At 64.1% G+C, this 17,417-nt stretch carries 14 protein-coding genes; 8 read left to right on the top strand and 6 right to left on the bottom strand.

Annotation, left to right across the window (positions count from 1 at the left end; genetic code table 11):
* Window positions 1–21 precede the first annotated feature (21 nt).
* Together CO656_RS00500 and CO656_RS00495 are read right to left on the bottom strand one after the other, a co-directional pair.
* Entirely contained in the window at window positions 22–1,299 is a 1,278-nt protein-coding gene (locus CO656_RS00500) for an FAD-binding oxidoreductase (RefSeq protein ID WP_037416361.1), read from the bottom strand.
* Window positions 1,300–1,311: 12 nt separating this feature from the next.
* Window positions 1,312–1,980 (bottom strand): haloacid dehalogenase type II, encoded by a 669-nt coding sequence (locus CO656_RS00495; RefSeq protein WP_037416357.1) that lies wholly within the window; start codon window positions 1,978–1,980, stop codon window positions 1,312–1,314.
* A gap of 321 nt (window positions 1,981–2,301) precedes the next feature.
* Here CO656_RS00495 and CO656_RS00490 point away from each other — a divergent pair, with 321 nt between their 5' ends.
* The 7 genes from CO656_RS00490 to CO656_RS00460 all read left to right on the top strand — a co-directional run bounded on the left by CO656_RS00490 (window position 2,302) and on the right by CO656_RS00460 (window position 10,766).
* Window positions 2,302–3,138, top strand: coding sequence for a GNAT family N-acetyltransferase (locus CO656_RS00490; RefSeq protein ID WP_097524421.1), 837 nt, complete (start codon window positions 2,302–2,304; stop codon window positions 3,136–3,138).
* A 13-nt stretch (window positions 3,139–3,151) separates the two neighbouring features.
* Window positions 3,152–4,525, top strand: coding sequence for an aspartate aminotransferase family protein (locus CO656_RS00485; RefSeq protein WP_097524420.1), 1,374 nt, complete (start codon window positions 3,152–3,154; stop codon window positions 4,523–4,525).
* A 258-nt stretch (window positions 4,526–4,783) separates the two neighbouring features.
* Window positions 4,784–5,500, top strand: coding sequence for an HAD-IA family hydrolase (locus CO656_RS00480; RefSeq protein WP_097524419.1), 717 nt, complete (start codon window positions 4,784–4,786; stop codon window positions 5,498–5,500).
* 85 nt (window positions 5,501–5,585) lie between these two features.
* The gene (locus CO656_RS00475; RefSeq protein WP_037416343.1) at window positions 5,586–7,196 is read left to right on the top strand and encodes an ABC transporter substrate-binding protein; all 1,611 of its coding nucleotides are present in this window, start codon (window positions 5,586–5,588) and stop codon (window positions 7,194–7,196) included.
* Window positions 7,197–7,288: 92 nt separating this feature from the next.
* On the top strand, window positions 7,289–8,239 hold the full coding sequence (locus CO656_RS00470) for an ABC transporter permease (RefSeq protein ID WP_037416319.1): 951 nt from the start codon (window positions 7,289–7,291) through the stop codon (window positions 8,237–8,239).
* Complete coding sequence (locus CO656_RS00465; protein ID WP_037416316.1) at window positions 8,236–9,105, top strand: ABC transporter permease; 870 nt, start codon at window positions 8,236–8,238, stop codon at window positions 9,103–9,105. The genes CO656_RS00470 and CO656_RS00465 overlap by 4 nt, the downstream gene beginning before the upstream one ends.
* Window positions 9,105–10,766 (top strand): ABC transporter ATP-binding protein, encoded by a 1,662-nt coding sequence (locus CO656_RS00460; RefSeq protein ID WP_037416313.1) that lies wholly within the window; start codon window positions 9,105–9,107, stop codon window positions 10,764–10,766. The genes CO656_RS00465 and CO656_RS00460 overlap by 1 nt, the downstream gene beginning before the upstream one ends.
* 201 nt (window positions 10,767–10,967) lie before the next feature.
* Here the strand turns inward: CO656_RS00460 and CO656_RS00455 are convergent, their stop codons facing one another.
* A complete protein-coding gene (locus CO656_RS00455; RefSeq protein ID WP_037416311.1) occupies window positions 10,968–11,444 on the bottom strand; it encodes an Lrp/AsnC family transcriptional regulator in 477 nt (158 codons plus the stop codon).
* 244 nt (window positions 11,445–11,688) lie between these two features.
* On the opposite strand from CO656_RS00455, the gene CO656_RS00450 reads away from it, so the two are divergent.
* Complete coding sequence (locus tag CO656_RS00450; RefSeq protein WP_097524418.1) at window positions 11,689–13,014, top strand: FAD-binding oxidoreductase; 1,326 nt, start codon at window positions 11,689–11,691, stop codon at window positions 13,012–13,014.
* A gap of 297 nt (window positions 13,015–13,311) precedes the next feature.
* Here the strand turns inward: CO656_RS00450 and CO656_RS00445 are convergent, their stop codons facing one another.
* The 3 genes from CO656_RS00445 to CO656_RS00435 all read right to left on the bottom strand — a co-directional run bounded on the left by CO656_RS00445 (window position 13,312) and on the right by CO656_RS00435 (window position 17,036).
* Window positions 13,312–13,749 carry a hypothetical protein gene (locus tag CO656_RS00445; protein ID WP_037416305.1) on the bottom strand — a complete coding sequence of 146 codons (438 nt, stop codon included), beginning with the start codon at window positions 13,747–13,749 and terminating at the stop codon, window positions 13,312–13,314.
* Window positions 13,750–13,974: 225 nt separating this feature from the next.
* Window positions 13,975–15,291 (bottom strand): HlyD family type I secretion periplasmic adaptor subunit, encoded by a 1,317-nt coding sequence (locus CO656_RS00440; protein WP_097524417.1) that lies wholly within the window; start codon window positions 15,289–15,291, stop codon window positions 13,975–13,977.
* Entirely contained in the window at window positions 15,288–17,036 is a 1,749-nt protein-coding gene (locus CO656_RS00435; protein WP_179864684.1) for a type I secretion system permease/ATPase, read from the bottom strand. The genes CO656_RS00440 and CO656_RS00435 overlap by 4 nt, the downstream gene beginning before the upstream one ends.
* Between the last annotated feature and the right edge of the window lie 381 nt (window positions 17,037–17,417).

The following is a 17,417-nucleotide window of genomic DNA, read 5'->3' as shown; positions in this document are numbered from 1 at the left end:
CACCGTTGTCGGCTCCCCCAGCTACTGAACCCTGTCGAGCATCTTGTAGTACATGCCGACCAGCGGCAGGAACCACGGCTTGCCGAAATGTCCGGGCACCGCCGGCCAGGCGAGGTCCTTGACCGGGTTGCGATCGGCCTTGCCGAGAATGGCGTCGGCGATCAGCATGCCCATATGGGTCGACATCTGTGCCCCGTGGCCGGAATAGCCCATGGCGTACCAGAGCCCGTCGGCAAATCCCGCCCGCGGAAAACGGTCCTTGGTCATGTCGACCAGGCCGCCCCAACAGTAGTCGATCTCGACCTTGGCGAGATGCGGGAAGATTTCGGCCAGGCTCGCACGAAGGATCGCACCGCTCTTTTCGTCGGAGCGCTGATCCGACGTTGCCGAAAACCGCGCACGGCCGCCGAAGATCAGCCGGTTGTCGGGCGACAGCCGGAAATAGTTGCCGATATTGAGCGAGGTGACGCAGGTGCGGTTGCCGGGCATCGTCGCGGCAATCTCGGCCTCGGTCAGCGGCCTGGTTGCGATGATGAAGCTGCCGACCGGCACGATGCGGCGGCGGAAATAGCCGAAGGCGCCCGTCGTATAGGCGCCGGTCGCCAACAGCACCGTATCGGCCGTCACGCTGCCGCGCGACGTCGCCAGTTCCTGCTTGCCGCCCGACTGGCGCCGGCCCGTTACCGGGGCGTTCTCGACGACTGTCGCGCCGTGGCGGACCGCCGTATCGGCAAGACCGACGACGAAGCGGCCCATATGCATCATCGCGCTCTTCTTCGAGAGCATTGCACCGTGAAAGCAGTCCGAGCCGACCTCGTCCTTCAAATCGCCTTTCGTCAGAAGCGCCGTGTCCGGGTCGACCTCGCGGTTCACCACCTCGAAGTTCCGGGCGATCGCCTCGAAATGCACCGGCTTCGAGGCAAGCTTCAGCTTGCCGGCGCGCCGGAAGCTGCAGTCGATACCCTCCTCCGCCACGATGCGCTCGATCGTGTCGACGGAAGCGTCGTAGGCGCGGTAGAGCGCCGCCGCCCGCTCGGGTCCGAGTTCCGCCTTGGCGGCGACGAAGCTGTGGGCAATGCCGTTGTTGAGATGGCCGCCATTGCGGCCGGAGGCGCCCGATCCGACCGCCCCCGCCTCCAGCACGATCACTTTCGCGCCGGCCAATGCAAGCTGACGTGCAGCTCCGAGCCCCGTGAATCCGCCGCCGATGACGGCGACGTCATAGTGGCCCTCGACCGGTGCGCGGCTGCCCCCTTGAAAGGTGCGAGCCGTGTCGTGCCAGTAGGACTTGAGCTGCATGGCCATCTCCTGTCAGAGCCCGACGACGCCGGGCAGGCCGGAAATATCCTTGATTTCCGTATATCCATAGAAGGGATTTGCCGGCTCGTGGCCTCGGTTGACCCAGACCTTGTTCTTGATGCCGAGATCGTGCGCGGACATCAGGTCGTAGCGGAACGAGGACGAGCAGTGGAGAATGTCCTCCGGGCCGCAGCCCAGCATGTCGAACATATATTCGAAAGCCTTGAAGCGCGGCTTGTAGGCCTGTGCCTGCTCGGCTGTGTAGACTGCGTGAAAGGGAGCACCGAGTTTCTCGACATTCGACATGATCTGCGAATTCATAGCGTTCGACAGGATCACCAGCGGGATCTCTTTGGCGACCTTGGCGAGGCCGGCCGGCACGTCCGCATGCGGACCCCAGGTCGGCACTCGTTCATAGACCACACGGGCGGCCTCATCGCGGAATTTTATGCCGTTGCGCTTGCAGGTGCGTTCCAGCGAATTGTGCACCACTTCCGCATAGGGCTTCCAGTCGCCCATGATCTCGTCGAGACGATAGGCGGCAAAATTCTTGATGAACTCGGCCATGCGCGGTTCATCGAGCTGCTCACCGTAAAGGTCGCGCGCCGCTTCCGCCATCTGGAAGTTGGTCAGAGTGCCGTAACAGTCGAAGGTGATGTATTTCGGACGGAAGTTCGCCATGCGCATTCTCCTCTTCAATGACGTGACGGGGTTTATCCGAATTGGATCATAGGCGTGTCCCGTACGCCGGCTTGCGCGATTTGGGCGCCTATCGAAGCAGATTGTACCGTATCCGCGGGCGGCTTTGGCACATGGTTGTGTGCACTGCCCGCAGCGCTCAGCCTTGTTCCCACGCTCGAGACCCTTTGCCGCTGCCCTGTCGGCATAAGATGCGGCGACCCCGCGGAGCAAAGATATAAGATACCGCCCCGACCGGCGCCTTCGGACGATCTGCCGGTCGCACTTCCTTAACACTTGCTGCAGGAAACCAGGGACCAGTCCATGCAGTTAAGTCAGATCGAACTTGCCCCGTTCGGCCCCGAGCATCTGGAGAGCGCCGCGCGCCTCTCCCGCCAGGCCGGCTGGCCGCATCGGCTGGAGGACTGGCAGATGGCACTGGCGCTGAGCGAGGGCGTCGTTGCTCTCGAGGCCGGCCGGGTTGTCGGGACGACATTGGTGACCACCTATGGGAACGGCTGCGCCACGATCAACATGGTGATCGTCGACGAGGCGATGCGCGGCCGCGGCCTTGGTCGCGGACTGATGGATGCGGCCCTGCGGATCGCCGGCGACCGCCGGCTCCGGCTGGTGGCGACGGCGGACGGCCTGCCTCTTTATGAAAAGCTCGGCTTCCGCGAAACCGGTACCGTGCTGCAGCACCAGGGCATCGCCAGAGAGCTTGCCGCCCCCGCTGAAACCGAGCCGGCGACCGCGGAAGACCTTGCGGAGATCGCCGCCCTCGATCGCATCGCCTTCGGTGCCGATCGCCGGGATCTGATCGCGTATATCGTCAAGGTGGGCGAGTTTGTGGTCATCCGCCGCAACGGCCGTGTCGTCGGCTTTGCCGCCCTGCGCGCCTTCGGTCGCGGCGATGTCATCGGGCCCGTCGTCGCTGCAAATGTCGACGACGCCAAGGCGCTGATAACCCATTTCATCGCAACGCGGGCCGGCCAATTCGTCAGGATCGATACCACCGCCGAAACCGGCCTCTCCCCCTGGCTGTCAGACCAGGGGCTTAGCAATGTTGGTGGCGCTTTTGCCATGGACAGACCCACCGTTGACCGCGCCGCAGACCGCGCGGCTTTCACCTTCGCCCTCGCCAATCAGGCGCTCGGCTGATCTGGAGGACTCGATGTACAGCAATTCCCTAATCGAACTCGATCGCGCCCATCTGGTCCACCCGGTCGCCTCCTATCGCAGCCACGAGCGGATCGGCGTGCGCGTCCTTCGGTCCGCCAAGGGCGCGACCGTGACCGACGCCTCGGGGCATACGATGATCGACGGTTTTGCGGGGCTTTGGTGCGTCAATGCCGGCTACGGCCATGAATCGATCGTCGAGGCGGCGGCCCGGCAGATGCGCGAGCTGCCCTATGCTACCGGCTATTTCGGCCTCGGCTCCGAACCGGCGATCCGGCTTGCGGCCGAACTGGCGGAGCGGGCGCCGGGCGATCTCAACCATGTCTATTTCACGCTTGGCGGATCGGACGCCGTCGACAGCACGATCCGCTTCATCCGCTACTATTACAATGCGCAGGGACGGCCACAGAAAGACCAGTTCATCTCGGTCGAACAGGGCTATCACGGCTCCTCGACGGTCGGTGCCGGCCTGACGGCGCTGCCGGCCTTCCATGCCGGCTTCGGCGTGCCGCTCGACTGGCAGCACAAGATCCCTTCGCACTACGCCTATCGCAACCCCGCTGGCAGCGAGCCGGCCGCAATCATAGCCGCCTCGGTCGCGGCGCTGCGCGCCAAGGTCGAGGCGCTCGGTGCCGATCGGGTGGCGGCCTTCTACGTTGAGCCGATCCAGGGCTCGGGCGGCGTGCTCGTGCCGCCGCCCGGCTGGATGAAGGCGATGCGCGACCTTTGCCGGGAACTCGACATCCTGTTCGTCGCCGACGAGGTGATCACCGCTTTCGGCCGCACCGGCCCGCTGTTCGCTTGTAGTGACGAGGACATCGTCCCCGACCTGATGACGACGGCCAAGGGGCTCACCTCCGGCTACGTGCCGATGGGCGCCGTCTTTCTCTCGGACAGGGTCTACGACACGATCGCCGATGGCGCCGGTGCCTCAGCCGTCGGCCATGGCTACACCTATTCCGCCCATCCGGTCAGCGCCGCCGTCGGCCTGGAAGTGCTGCGGCTCTACGAGAACGGGCTGCTGGAAAACGGCGTCAGGGCCGGAAAGCGGCTGATAGCAGGACTGCAGAGCCTCGGCGATCATCCGCTGGTTGGCGATGTCCGCGGCCGCGGCATGCTGGCCGCAATCGAGCTCGTCACCGACAAAGGGGCCAAGACGCCGCTCCCGGTCGCGGCCGATCCGGCGCGCCGCATCTTCGACCGCGCCTGGGACAACGGCCTCGTCATTCGCGCCTTCGGCAACGGCGTTCTCGGCTACGCGCCGCCGCTCTGCTGCACCGACGCGGAAATCGACGCAATCGTCGAGCGCACGCGGCTGACGCTCGACCAGACCTTGGAGGACCCCGAAATTCGCGCGGCCCTCACCTGACCCCCGACTTCCGCTCAGAGAACAGCGGATCGGCGGTCGGAAAGGTGAAATACCGGTTTATGCCCATATTCGCAATTTTGTGCCGGCATCCTTCTTCCATTCAGAGACTCCGGCGAGCCGATGCTGCGAGACTGGATGGGCTAAGGGGCGCAGGAATGCCCGGGAAAGCAAGTCTTTCCGGCCCGTTGAAAACAGCATTTTCTTCTGATGCAGCCCAGCGCGAGCAAACTTCGCCCGCGCCAAATAGAGGAAAGAGCCTTGGCAAAGACCTTCGCCGATTTCAAGTATCTCACCTTCGACGTCGTCGGCACGCTGATTGATTTCGAAGGCGGCATCAAGGATTGCCTGGCCGACATCGGTAAGGAAGCGGGCGTCACGGTCGACGGCGAAGAGGCGCTGGAGCTTTACCGGGCAGGGCGTTACTCTGCCGATGCCGACCTCTTCCCCGACGATCTGGTCCGCGTCTATCTCGCCATTGCTCCGGAGCTCGGTCTTCCCGCCGAAGCAAAATATGGCGAAAGGCTGCGTGATTCCGCCAAGGGCTGGAACGGTTTTGCCGACAGCGCTGAGTCGCTTGCCCGCCTTGCTAAGCGCTACCGCCTGATCGCCATGACCAACGCCCGGCGCTGGGCTTTCGAGCATTTTTCCCGCGAGCTCGGCAATCCGTTCTATGCCGCCTTCACCGCCGACGATACGGGCACCGAAAAGCCGGATCCGGCCTTCTTCGAGAAAGTCTTCGCCTTCGTCGCGGCGGAGGGCAATTCGAAGGACGACATCCTGCACGTCGCCCAAAGCCAGTATCACGACATCGGCATCTCGCGGAAACTCGGGCTGACCAATTGCTGGATCGAGCGGCGCCATGCCCAGAAGGGCTATGGCGGCACAATCGAGCCGGCCGAGTTCACCAAGCCCGACTTTCATTTCACCTCCATGGCCGGCCTTGCCGACGCCGTGGAGAAAGCCAAGGCCACCTGAAAGGCGGGCGAAGCATTCCACCTGAACCCCGTATGCAAAAGAAGACGGGGCGATCCGACCAACCACCAAGCGAATGGGGAACGACATGACTGACAAAATTACCAACTGGACCGGAAAAGACGACGCAGTCGTCGAAAACGCCATTCGCCGCGGCGCCACCCGCCGCGAGCTCCTGCAGATGCTGCTGGCCGGCGGCGCCGCCATGTCCGCCGGCGGCCTGGTGCTTGGCCGCGCCTCTGACGCGGTGGCCGCAACTCCGGTCAAAGGAGGGCACCTCAAGGTCGCGGGCTTCACGTCTTCGACCGCAGACACACTCGATCCGGCCAAAGCTTCGAATTCAACGGACTATTCGCGATGCTCCGCGGTTTATAACCGCCTCTCGAGCCTCGACAAATCCGGCGCCACCCAGATGGAGCTGGCAGAAAGCATCGAAAGCGCCGATGCCAAGGTGTGGACCGTGAAATTGCAGAAGGGCGTTACGTTTCACGATGGGAAGTCGCTGACATCCGCAGACGTAATCTTCTCGCTCAAGCGCCATCTGGATCCCGATGTCGGTTCCAAGGTCAATGCTATTGCGAAGCAGATGACCGGCTTCAAGGCAGTCGACGATCTCACGGTCGAAATCACGCTCGCCGATGCCAACGCAGATCTGCCGACAATCCTGGCGCTGCATCATTTCATGATCGTCGCCGACGGCACCGCCGACTTCTCCAAGGGGAACGGCACCGGACCCTTCGTTCTCGAAAACTTCGAGCCGGGCGTGCGCTCGGTCATGCGGAGGAACGAGAACTACTGGAAGTCAAAGGGGCCATATGTTGACTCCTTTGAGTTCTTGGCGATCAGCGACGATAGCTCCCGCGTCAATGCGCTTCTGTCCGGGGACATCCATGTCGCCGCCGCCATCAACCCCCGTTCGGAGCGCCTTGTCGCAAGCCAGCCAGGTTTCGTTCTCTCCAAGTCGAGTGCCAACAGCTACACCAACCTCAACATGCGCCTCGACGCGGCCCCGGGTCAAAACAAGGACTTCGTGGCCGGTATGAAGCACCTGGTCAATCGCGAGCAGATCCTGAGGGCGGCCCTGCGCGGGCGCGGCGAAATCGGCAACGATCAGCCCGTCTTTCCGGGCAACGTCTACCGTAACGACGATATTAAGCCAAAGGCGTACGATCCTGAAAAGGCGAAATTCCATTTTGAGAAGGCCGGCGTTTTCGGCCAGACCATCCCGGTGGTCGCTTCCGACGCGGCTACCGGTTCGGTGGACATGGCGATGGTCATCCAGGCGGCCGCTGCCGAGATCGGCCTGAAGCTCGATGTCCAGCGCGTGCCCTCGGACGGTTACTGGGACAATTACTGGCTCAAGGCGCCGATCCATTTCGGCAACATCAATTACAGGCCGACGCCCGACATCCTGTTCTCGCTGCTCTACGCCTCCAGTGCTCCCTGGAACGAGAGCCAGTATAAATCGGAAAAATTCGACAAGATGCTGATCGAGGCGCGCGGTTCGCTTGACCAGGAGAAGCGCAAGGCGATTTACCACGAGATGCAGGTCATGGTCGCCGAGGAGGCCGGTACCATCATTCCGGCCTACCTGACTGGTATCGACGCCATCACAGACAAGCTCAAAGGCATGGAAACCAACCCGCTAGGCGGTATGATGGGTTATCGCATGGCCGAGCATGTCTGGTTTGAGGCCTGATTGGGCAACTGGCCTAGGGGGCTGCAGCTTCGATGCTGCGGCCCCGGACAGTATGGTTTGAAACCTATCTTGAAAGCCGAAAGGGAGCGCGCGTGAACAACCGGGTCCTATCCCTTGCGCTGAGTAGATTGCTCATCGCCTTCATCACCCTGATGATTGTCTCCTTCGCCGTGTTCTTCGCGACAACGCTCCTGCCGGGCGATACCGCGTCGATTCTGCTCGGCCAAGCCGCCACGCCGGAAGCCGTCGAGGGTCTGCGTAAGGCCATGCATCTCGACGAGCCGGCAATCCTCCGTTTCCTGCGCTGGATCGTCGGTCTCGTGCAGGGCGACCTTGGTACCTCCTATGCAAACGAGATGCCTGTCGCCGATTTGATCGGCGGGCGCTTCGTCAACACACTGAAGCTCGCGGGCGTCACCGCGCTCTTCTCCGTGCCGATCGCGCTGACGCTCGGCATAACAGCGGCGATGCTGCGCGGCTCGCTCTATGACCGCGCCGTTACCGTGCTGACCATCGGCGTGATCTCGGTGCCGGAATTCATGATAGCGACCTCCGCAGTGCTGGTCTTCGCCGTCTATCTGAAGTGGCTGCCGGCGCTCTCGGTTGCCAATGAAGTCACCTCATTCGCCGATCTCCTGCGCATCTATGCAATGCCGGTCATAACGCTGACCTTCGGTGTCTCGGCTCAGATGATCCGCATGACACGGGCAGCAGTGATCGAGACGCTCAACACGCCCTATGTCGAGATGGCGTTGCTCAAGGGCGCCTCGCGGCCGCGCATGGTTTTTCGCCACGCGCTGCCCAACGCTCTGGGCCCGATTGTCAATGCGGTTGCGCTTTCGCTCTCATACCTGCTCGGCGGCGTTATTATTGTCGAGACGATCTTCAACTATCCCGGTGTTGCCAAGCTGATGGTTGATGCCGTAGCCACCCGCGACCTGCCGCTCATCCAAAGTTGCGCGATGATCTTCTGTCTCGGCTACCTGCTGCTGACCACCACGGCCGACCTCATCGCCATCCTTTCCAATCCGAGGCTTCGATGACAATGACCACTTCGAGCACATCGACCAGCGCTATCCGGAAGTCCGGAAGCCGGCTTGGCTATCGTTTCAACCTCGTCGGCGTTATCGGCTTTTCGATCATCATCGCCTGGGCGCTCGTCGCGGTCTTCGCGCCGATGATCATCCCCTATCCTGTCGGCGAGATCGTCGATCTCGACTACTTCGGCCCGATGAGCCATGACTTCTGGCTCGGCTCCGACTATCTCGGTCGCGACATGCTCTCGCGAATCCTGATGGGCGCCCGCTACACGGTCGGCATCTCGCTTGCCGCGGTGACGATCGCTTGCTTCTCCGGCGTGGTGCTCGGCATGATCGCCGCGGTCGCCGGCGGCTGGCTCGACACAGTCTTGAGCCGCTTTCTCGACGCGCTCAACTCGATCCCGAGCAAGCTCTTCGGCCTCGTCGTCGTCGCCGCCGTCGGTTCCTCCATTCCGGTGCTGATCCTGACGTTGTCTGTAATCTACATCCCCGGCGCCTATCGCTTCGCCCGGGCCCTCGCCGTCAACATCAATGCGATGGATTTCATCACCGTCGCCCGGATCCGCGGCGAAAGCACCTGGTATCTGATCCGCTCCGAGATCCTGCCTAACATTGTCGGGCCGGTGCTTGCCGATCTCGGCCTCCGCTTCGTCTTCATCGTCCTGCTGCTCTCTGGTCTCTCCTTCCTCGGCCTTGGCGTCCAGCCGCCTTATGCCGACTGGGGCGCTCTCGTCCGGGAGAACATCGGGGGCCTTCCCTTCGGCGCGCCGGCGGTCATGTTCCCGTCGCTCGCCATCGCCACCCTGACGATCAGCGTCAACCTCCTCATCGACAACCTGCCGCAGAAGATCCGTGATCGGAGTGAATGATGGCTAATCTCGTGGAAATCCGTGACCTGAAGGTCGAAGCGACCACCGATTCCGGGCGCAAGGTCGAGATCATCAAGGGCGTCAGCATCGACATCGCCGACGGTGAGATCGTCGCGCTGATCGGCGAAAGCGGCTCGGGCAAGACGACGATCGCGCTGACGCTGATGGGCTACGCCCGTCCCGGCTGTCGCATTTCCGGCGGCAGCGTTTCCGTCGCCGGCAAGGACATGGTCCGGCTTAGCGAAACGGAGCGCGCCCGCATTCGCGGTACCGAGGTTGCCTATGTGCCGCAATCGGCCGCCGCCGCCTTCAACCCGGCCGCTACGATCATGGACCAGGTAATCGAGATCACCCGCATCCATCAGTTGATGTCGCCCGACGAGGCGCGTGCCAAGGCCGTCGCGCTCTTCCGTTCCCTGTCGCTGCCCGAACCGGAGACGATCGGCAGCCGCTATCCGCATCAAGTTTCCGGCGGACAGTTGCAACGCCTTTCCGCCGCCATGGCGCTGATCGGCGACCCGAAGCTGGTGATCTTCGACGAGCCGACCACTGCGCTCGACGTAACGACCCAGATCGAAGTGCTGCGCGCCTTCAAGTCCGTCATGAAGGCCGGCGGCATTGCCGGCGTCTATGTCTCGCACGACCTTGCCGTCGTCGCCCAGATAGCTGATCGCATCGTCGTCTTAAAGGGCGGCGAAGTGCAGGAGGTCGGCACCACGCAAGAGATCCTCAGCGACGCCAAGCACCCCTATACGCGCGAGTTGCTCGACGCCTTCGAACCTCAGCCGCGCGCCGCCCCCGGTCCCGCCGCATCTGCCCCGGCCCCGCTTTTGCAGATCGACACGCTGGTCGCGGGCTACGGGCCGCGACAGGCGGACGGATTGCCGCTTGTGCGCGCCGTCAAGCAGGTCTCGCTGAAGGTCGAGAAGGGCCGCAATCTCGGCATCATCGGCGAATCCGGCTGCGGCAAGTCGACCCTTGCCCGTGCGATTGCCGGCATCCTGCCCGCGGTCTCGGGCAGCATCCAGTTCGAGGGGCGCGAACTTGGCCGCAGCGCCCGCGAGCGCTCACGCGAACAGCTGCGCGAGATGCAGATCGTCTTCCAATATGCCGACACCGCACTCAACCCAGCAAAGTCAGTCGAGGATATCCTCGACCGGCCGCTCGCCTTCTACCACGGCATGGGTCGCAGCGCCCGCAGCGCCCGCATCGATGAACTGCTCGACATGGTGCGTCTGCCGCGCAACCTGCGCCATCGCCGCCCCTCCGAGCTTTCCGGCGGCCAGAAGCAGCGCGTCAATTTCGCCCGGGCGCTCGCCGCCGAGCCGAAGCTGATCCTTTGCGACGAAATCACCTCCGCCCTCGATACGGTCGTCGCCGCCGCGGTCATCGACCTGCTCAAGGAACTGCAGCGCGAGCTCGGCCTCTCCTACGTCTTCATCAGCCACGACCTTTCGACGGTGCAGGCGATCTGCGACGAGGTGGTCGTCATGTATGCGGGCGAGAAGGTCGAGCAGCTCGCCTCGGCCGAGCTCGCGACCGGCGCGAAGCACCCCTATTCCAAGCTGCTCTTCGCCTCCGTGCCGAAACTCGACACCGGCTGGCTCGACGGTCTCGATCGGCGGCCGGAGCTGGCGCGGGCGCTCAGCAAGGCGGGGTAAAAAAATATCTGGTGGCAATGCGATTGGCCTGATCCGCCTGCGCGCACGGCGGGGAGAACGGACGAGCCGCGGGCTGCCAGTCCCGCTTTGAGAGGGCTGCCGCTGCCATGCCTGGTAAGCCGCGGGTTCCACTCCCCTCTCCCCGTCAAAACGGGGAGAGGGTTAGAACCAGGGGCGAACACATGGATCGAGAGGCGCCACCTATACCTGAAACAGGCTGGTCAGCGGCATGTGCGATTTGACGATCGGCGACTTCAAGACGACATAGCTGAAATACTTGTCGATGCCGACATCCATGTCGATCAGCCGTTCCATGATCGTCTGGTATTCGACGATCCCGCCGGTGACGAACTTCAGGAGGTAGTCGTAACCGCCGGACACCAGGTGACACTCCACGACGGAGTCGACCTTCTCGACGGCGGCGAGAAAGCGGGCGAAGTCGATCTGGCGATGATTCTTCAGCGTCACCTCGGTGAAGACCGTCAGGGTCTGGCCGAGCTTGGCAATATTGATTTGCGCCGAATAGCCGACGATATAGCCTTCCGCCTGCAGCTTCTTCACCCGCATCAGGCAGGGGCTGGGCGAGAGATTGACGAGTTCGGCGAGCTCGACATTGGTGATGCGGCCGTTCTTCTGCAGTTCGTAGAGGATCTTGATGTCGATCCGGTCGAGTTTCATCGGCGCTCTCCAATTGGCCCGGGGGCCGCAATACGACTCGGACTGTCCAGCATCTTATGCGGCGTGTACTGACTGACAAGCTGAAAAGGCCTACCCTGCCCTGATAAGTTTAGGCAATCTCCGCCAGAATAAGCATTGGCCCTGGGTCGAGCGAACGGAAGAATATCCTGTGAAGCGCCGATGTGCGGCAGTCTTGCAATCGCCAAAGCGCTAGAATGCCGTTCGGTTCGACCGGAGACCGCTGATGCCTGCCCCGCTTCTTCATATCGAAACCACGCCAGCGCTGCCGGCGAGCGCCGACGCCGTCGTCATTGGCGGCGGCATCGTCGGGGTTTTTGCCGCCTATCATCTGGCACGGCGCGGCCTCAAGGTCGCGCTCCTGGAAAAAGGCCTGGTCGGCGCCGAGCAATCCAGCCGCAATTGGGGCTGGTGCCGACAGCAGAACCGGGACGCGCGCGAGTTGCCTATGGCGACCAAGAGCCTGTCGCTCTGGGAGAGCTTCGCCGCGGAAACCGGCGAAGACACCGGCTTTCGCCGCTGCGGCCTGCTCTATCTCAGCAATGACGAAAGCGAGCTTGCCGGCTGGGCACGCTGGGGCGACTTTGCCCGCGGCGTCGGAGTGACGACCCACATGCTCGATCAAACGCAGGCGAGTGAAAAGGGTGCGGCGACCGGCCGCCGCTGGAAGGGAGGCGTCTTTTCGCCGAGCGACGGCACCGCCGATCCCTCGCGCGCCGCGCCGGTTGTCGCCCGCGCGGTCATGAAGCTCGGCGGAACCGTGCACCAGATGTGCGCGGCCCGCGGCATCGAGCTCGAGGGCGGACGGGTCAGCGGCGTCGTCACCGAAGCCGGCACGATCCGCACCCCAATCGCCGTGCTTTCCGGCGGCGCCTGGGCCTCCTCCTTCTGCCGGCAGCTCGGCATTCGCTTTCCGCAGGCCTCGATCCGCGCCTCGATCCTCTCCGTGGCGCCCGGTGCCGAGGACCTGCCGCCAGCCCTGCACACCGCCGCAGTCTCGGCGACGCGCCGTAGCGACGGCGGCTATACGCTGGCGATCAGCGGCCGCGCCCGGGTCGATCCGACCCCGCAGCAGATGCGCTTTGCCCGGCATTTCGTACCGATGTTCGCGCGACGCTGGCGCAGCCTGGCGCCCGGCGGCATCGAAGGCTGGAAATCCGGTCATGAGACGCTGTCGCGCTGGCGGCTCGACCGGCCGACGCCGATGGAGTTCAACCGCATCCTCGATCCTCGCCCGGATCAGGCGCAGATCCGGTTGACTTTGAAGCGGGCCCGGGCGCTCCTGCCGGCGCTCGAGAAGCGGCCGGTCAGCGCCGCCTGGGCCGGCTATATCGACAGCACCCCGGACGGGGTCCCGGCAATCGGCGAGATCGGCTCGCTCGCCGGCCTGGTGCTCGCCGCCGGCTTCAGCGGCCACGGCTTCGGCATCGGACCCGGCGCGGGCCACCTAGTCGCGGATATCGTGACGGGTGAGCCGCCGATCGTCGACCCGAAACCTTATCGACCCGACCGGCTGAACGGCTCGGCCTGGGGCAAGGTCGCCGATTTTTGACACGATTTTTGATGCGGGCAATGTGGCAACGCGGCTGTACAGGCCAGCGGCCGGCGAACGGGCGCGGGTGAAAGTGGAGTTTGCGGCCGGGTCGCGCACACTTCGCCGCTCCCGCGTCCCTTGCTCGAAGATGCAAGAGGCGCCGTAGCGGCGAAGTGCCTCCCCCGCTTTGGATCGCCAGTACCTTTGAGACGTTCACCAGGCGACGTTGCAGCGGACAAGCCGCAACACAACACACCCTCTCCGGCCGGCGTCGTCGACCGCCATTCAAAGCCGTCGTGGCAAACGTCGCCTGCCTTAGCCGAAGAAAATCTGGCGCAAGCGGGCAAACAGGCCTGGCTGGTTTTCGACAAGCATCGCGCGAATGTGACGTGCCGCCGTCGACGCACTGACCGTGGCGCCGAAATGGCAATAGCAGATGACCTTGTGCAATTGCTCGTCACTCAGTTCGAAGAACCGCTTCGCCTCGCCGTAGCTGTCATTGTCCAGGCCGGCAGTCCGCAGGACCGGGTCCTCGAATGCAACGGAGATCGGCGTGCCGTCGCCGCGCATCGTGGCGCGCACATGCGCCGGCTGATACTCGGTCTCGTGCAACGTCGAAAGCCGTCTGTGCGGGCTGCGTTCCAGGAGTTCCGCCCAGCGCTCCAGACGCTCGCTACGCGACAGGGTCCGGCGCGGAAGGTCCTGTTTGACCTCGGCGACACTTTGCAGGTCTTCGATTGCATGGTGCTTCATTGTGACCTCCTAATCAGACTTAGTTGGTCCCCCATTCCACCTCATACGCCTAATAAACGTGACTCCAACCGGCCGCGAAGTCCAATCACGAAAATGCCCCGCGAACACTTAACCAGCAAAAATTGAGGGATTTCGCGCGGACCCGCGCCTGACGCCGCCCTCTCACGCGTGACGAGCCCGCGCCCGGGGATGCCCGGACGCGCCAGTTCGTTTCCCGCGACCGTCTCAATCCTCGCGGAATGCGTGCCGCATCTGGTCGGTGAGCGGCTTCGCCAGATAGGAAATCACCGTGCGATCGGCGATCTTGATGAACACCTCGGCCGGCATGCCCGGATAGAGGGAGAGGCCCTTGAGCTTGGCAAGGCTCTCCGGCTTCGGGCGAATGCGCAGCGGATAGTAGGTGGCGCCGGTCCGCTCGTCGCTGACCATGTCCGGGGCGACGGTCACCACCTCGGCCTCGACCTCCGGCGTCGTGCGCTGGTTGAAGGCGCTGAAGCGGATCTCGACCGGCTGGCCGACACGGATCTGATCGATGTCGTGGGTCGCCACCCGCGCCTCTACGGTGAGTTCGTCGGCCTCCGGCACCACGAGCATCAGCGTCTCGCCGGGATTGACAACGCCGTTCACGGTATGCACTGCCAGCTGATAGACCCGTCCCGGCAGCGGCGCGGTGATGTCGAGCCGCCGCAACTGGTCCGTGGCGGCCGTACGCCGCTCCTCATATTCGGCGATCTTCGCCTCGACATCGGTCAGCTCCTTGGAGATCTCCGTGCGCCGGTCCTCGTCCAGTTGCAGTACCTGCAGGTCGATCTCGCTGGATTTGCCGCGTGCCTGGGCACGCGAGGCGATATACCGTCCGCGGTCGCCCTCGAGCTCCGCCCGCTGGCGTTTCAGCGTCGTCACCCGTTGCATCGGCACCAGGCCCCGGCCATAGAGCGAGTCGACGCCGGTCAGTTCCTCCGCAATCAGCGTCAAGGCGTCCTCGATCGCCTTCAGCTGCACGGTCAGGCCGTCGATCTCGTCGGCCAGCTGCGCCTTGCGCGACTGTAGCTGCCCCTTCATGCCGAGCAGCGCCGTGCGGCGGCTGGCGAAGAGTTTCTGTTCGCCATCGACGAGTTTTGCCGCCGCCGCGCTGGAGACGAAGTTCGCGAGGTCCTTGTCGATCTCGAACGACTCGGCGCCGATCCGCTCGGCCAGCAGCCGGGCGCGGCGCGCATAAAGCTGCGCCATCGTGCTTTCGACGATCGCAAGGTTCGCACGCACCGTGGTGCCGTCGAGCCGGATCAGCACCTGGCCGGCCTCGACGCGGTCGCCTTCCTTGACCTTGAGTTCGCCGACGATGCCACCGGTCAGATGCTGGACCTTCTTGACATTGTCGTCCACGACCACGACGCCGCCGGCGACGATCGCGCTCGACAGCTCCGTCGTCGCCGCCCAGCCGCCGACGCCGGCCACGAGGGCAAGCGCGAGGACCGAGACCCCGATCATATGGCGAGAAAGCGAGCGGCGCGCATTGGGCGCCCGTTGCGTGCTTCCGCTCATTGCTTTGCCTCCTGGCCTTCCGCGACGATCTTCAGCGGTGACGCACGTTCCGTCTGCTGCCCCCTCAACACTTTGCCGAGCACTTCCTCCTTCGGGCCGAAGGCCTGCTGCCGCCCCTCGTTCATCATCAGGACGAGGTCGGTGCTCGCAAGCGCGCTCGGCCGGTGGGCAATCACCACGACGATGCCGCCGCGCCGGCGCACATTCATGATCGCCTCGCTCAGCGCCTGCTCGCCATCCGCATCGAGGTTCGAATTCGGCTCGTCGAGGACCACCAGGAAGGGATCGCCATAGAGCGCCCGGGCGAGCGCGATGCGCTGGCGCTGGCCGGCCGAGAGCGCCGTGCCGCCCTCGCCGATCTCAGTATCGAAGCCGTTCGGAAGACGGAGGATCAGCTCATGGACGCGCGCCGCCTTGGCAGCCGCGACGATCGCCTCGGAGGTCGCATCCGCGGCGAAGCGGCAGATGTTCTGCGCCACGGTTCCGGCGAAAAGCTCCACGTCCTGCGGCAGGTAGCCGATATGCCGTCCGAGCGCGTCGCCGTCCCATTGGTCGAGTGCCGCCCCATCCAGCCGCACCGAGCCGCGATAGGCCGGCCAGACGCCGATAAGGGCGCGCGCCAAGGACGACTTTCCCGATCCGCTCGGGCCGATGACGCCAAGAGCGCTGCCGGCCCGCACGGTGAAATTGATATCGGTGAAGATCAGCCGCTGCGCCGCCGGCGGCCCGCTCGCCAGCGCCTCGACGCTCAGACGCTCGTGCGGCTTCGGCAGCGCCAGCGGGGTTTCGGCCTCCGGCAAGGCCTTCAACAGGTCCTTAAGGCGCTGCCAGCTCTGCCGCGCCTGAACGAGGCCGCGCCAGTTGCCGATGGCGAGCTCGACCGGGGCGAGCGCCCGGGCGGTGAGGATCGAGCCGGCGATGATGATGCCGGGCGAAGCCTGGCCCTCGATCACCAGCACGGCGCCTGCAGCCAGCACGCCCGACTGCAGCGCCATGCGGAAGACCTTGGAGAGCGCCCCATAGCCGTTGCCGATATCGGATGTGCGGCGGTTTTCCTCCCGGTATTCGGCGTTGCGGCGTTCCCAGAGCTCGGCAAGCCGGCCGGTCATGCCCATCGCCTGGACGACCTCGGCATTGCGCTGCGAGGCCTGGGCAAAGGCGCTGCGAAGGCCGCCCGCCTCGGATGCCTTCCTGGCAGGCGCTTGCGTGCCGCGATTGGTGAGATAGGTGAGAAGCGTCAGGATCAGCCCGCCGCCGATCGCCACGAAGCCGATGACCGGATGGAACAGGAAGCAGATGGCGACATAGAAGGGCAGCCAGGGAAGATCGAACAGCGCCGCCGGCCCGGCGCCCGAGAGGAACGAACGAACCTGATCGAAGTCGCGCAGCGCCTGCAGCCCGTCTCCCTGCATCTTCAGCTTCAAGGGTGCCTTCACCACCGCCCGATAGATGCGGCCGCTCAAGCTCTCGTCGAGCGCGCCGGCGATGCGCACCAGCATCCGCCCGCGGATCAGCTCGAAGGCGCCCTGGAAGGCATAGAGCAAGAGGGCGAGCAGACCGAGCGCAATCAGCGAGGGAATGCTGCGACTGGGCAGAACCCGGTCATAGACCTCGAGCATGAAGAACGAGCCGGTGAGATAGAGGATATTGACGAGCGCACTGGCGATGCCGACGCCGACAAAGGCGGATCGGCACTCTCGCAGGGCGGAGGCGGGATCGACATTCCTGCCGCTCGATACTGTCAAAGGTTCAGGCACCGGCGATTTTCTCCAGGTCGGCATGGTCCGGCCGCCAAGGCGGCCTTTTGTTGAGGTCCCGGCACGGACGCGCCGAGAACGAGTGTGTTCGTTCAGCTTGTTGCTCCGCACCTTAAATCACGTTGGCCTAATTTTTCAAAGTCCGCATGCAGAAGTTGTTACCGGGGTGACAGGGAATATACGGTCGGTTGTCGGTTGCCGATGGCGCGAGCGGACCTGCCCATTGGGATGCGGCGGCAGGCCGCGCCATTGCCGGCCCTCGGCGATGCGAACACGCCTCCGCTACCTGTCTCGCAAATTCGGCAGGATAGTGTTGCGAACCAGAAAGGAGAGCTTTATGTGCAGGGCGACGCGACTTGATCTCGGTGG

Origin of the sequence: Sinorhizobium sp. FG01 (genome assembly GCF_002531875.1) — a bacterium.
Lineage (GTDB): Bacteria > Pseudomonadota > Alphaproteobacteria > Rhizobiales > Rhizobiaceae > Sinorhizobium > Sinorhizobium fredii_C.
This window is presented reverse-complemented; position numbering and strand designations above follow the sequence as displayed.

What these genes read in the sequence shown, in the direction of transcription:
- CO656_RS00475 (WP_037416343.1), top strand. Translation starts at nt 5,586, where the DNA reads ATGACTGACAAAATTACCAACTGGACCGGAAAAGACGACGCAGTCGTC.
- CO656_RS00440 (WP_097524417.1), bottom strand. Translation starts at nt 15,291, where the DNA reads ATGAGCGGAAGCACGCAACGGGCGCCCAATGCGCGCCGCTCGCTTTCT.
- CO656_RS00460 (WP_037416313.1), top strand. Translation starts at nt 9,105, where the DNA reads ATGGCTAATCTCGTGGAAATCCGTGACCTGAAGGTCGAAGCGACCACC.
- CO656_RS00495 (WP_037416357.1), bottom strand. Translation starts at nt 1,980, where the DNA reads ATGGCGAACTTCCGTCCGAAATACATCACCTTCGACTGTTACGGCACT.
- CO656_RS00465 (WP_037416316.1), top strand. Translation starts at nt 8,236, where the DNA reads ATGACAATGACCACTTCGAGCACATCGACCAGCGCTATCCGGAAGTCC.
- CO656_RS00455 (WP_037416311.1), bottom strand. Translation starts at nt 11,444, where the DNA reads ATGAAACTCGACCGGATCGACATCAAGATCCTCTACGAACTGCAGAAG.
- CO656_RS00490 (WP_097524421.1), top strand. Translation starts at nt 2,302, where the DNA reads ATGCAGTTAAGTCAGATCGAACTTGCCCCGTTCGGCCCCGAGCATCTG.
- CO656_RS00450 (WP_097524418.1), top strand. Translation starts at nt 11,689, where the DNA reads ATGCCTGCCCCGCTTCTTCATATCGAAACCACGCCAGCGCTGCCGGCG.
- CO656_RS00500 (WP_037416361.1), bottom strand. Translation starts at nt 1,299, where the DNA reads ATGCAGCTCAAGTCCTACTGGCACGACACGGCTCGCACCTTTCAAGGG.
- CO656_RS00485 (WP_097524420.1), top strand. Translation starts at nt 3,152, where the DNA reads ATGTACAGCAATTCCCTAATCGAACTCGATCGCGCCCATCTGGTCCAC.
- CO656_RS00445 (WP_037416305.1), bottom strand. Translation starts at nt 13,749, where the DNA reads ATGAAGCACCATGCAATCGAAGACCTGCAAAGTGTCGCCGAGGTCAAA.